1 protein-coding gene is annotated in these 1,086 nt (G+C 56.8%); it reads right to left on the bottom strand.

Translation table 11 applies throughout. The features are described 5' to 3' along the window. Positions 1–793, bottom strand: a 793-nt coding sequence (locus ACFXPX_RS43900) for a protein rep (protein WP_380645131.1), incomplete at its 3' end; no start/stop codon positions are given. Between the last annotated feature and the right edge of the window lie 293 nt (positions 794–1,086).

The raw sequence follows: 1,086 nt of genomic DNA, 5'->3' as shown, positions 1-1,086 counted from the left end.
TTCCCTTGAGTACCTGGGCCGCGTGCCAGTTGTCAGCTAGGGACAAATCGGAAAATTTCACAGCGTACTTGAAGACCTCCATGAAACCCTCGCTAGGATCGCCTGCAATGGGCCTGCAATCGACGATCATGCTGTCACCAGTGATAGCGTGCCACTCAGCACTAATCGCGCTCTGAGAGGGCTTAGAGGCCGCTAAAACGATCATGTGGCAATGCGGGTGCCAACCCTTCCCCTTATTGGTCAACTCAAGCGTGTAAACACCGCCTTCGGCCTTGCACAGCTCCGTGTAGGGAGCACCGCGAGTACCTGCGTTGAAGTATCGGCGGCGATCCATCATGAGCTTGAGCGAACGGGTCAGATGACGCTGACGCTCTTCAAGGTCTGGACCGTTCTTCACGGTAAGCGTGAGAAGGTAGGGTTGCAGGTCTGGGCGCTCTTTCTGGATCACCTCCCAGCGAGCCAAATAGGCCCCGAGCGCCTTAGCTCCACGCCGAATAGCGCAGAGAGGGCAGATCAGGTGTTGCTTGCAAAACGTAGCGTTGTGCAGCCGAACCTTGCCCACGGTGAAATACTCCCGAAAGTGCAGGTAATTTCCGCAGCTGGCGAGGCCTGCGGACGCTTTCGTGGATTCGACGGATGACACGTCCCGGAGGTGCCCAAGCATGTCCAGTGACCTTGCGTGAGCGCTGCCGTAGCGTGCTAATCTATCGCCGAAGTTTTCAGCTTCATCGACCCCTGTATGCGCCTCTTCCGCCAAGTTGACAGCGCATACGGGGGTGTTCTTTTTGGCCATGCCTGGCTCCTTTCCCGTGCTGGCAGCATACCTGCTGCTAACACTTTGTTTCTATGTATCAAGTAAAGAGGCCCCCGGCTCGCGTCACACGTACATGCAGCGCAGCTGCAAAGCCCGTGTGACGCGGTTCGGAGGCCTTTTTTATTTGTCTTAGGAAACAGCGACTAGCTGCGGCTTCGCGCCTTGCGGGATGAAATACCCCACCGACTTGCCCAGGGCATAAACCCCTACCGGGACGCGAATCATCTTGTTCATCGCAGCCTGAAACAGTCGCGCGTCCTCAACGTTGAGGG

Source organism: Kitasatospora sp. NPDC059146, assembly GCF_042786665.1.
GTDB lineage: Bacteria > Actinomycetota > Actinomycetes > Streptomycetales > Streptomycetaceae > Kitasatospora.
This window is presented reverse-complemented; position numbering and strand designations above follow the sequence as displayed.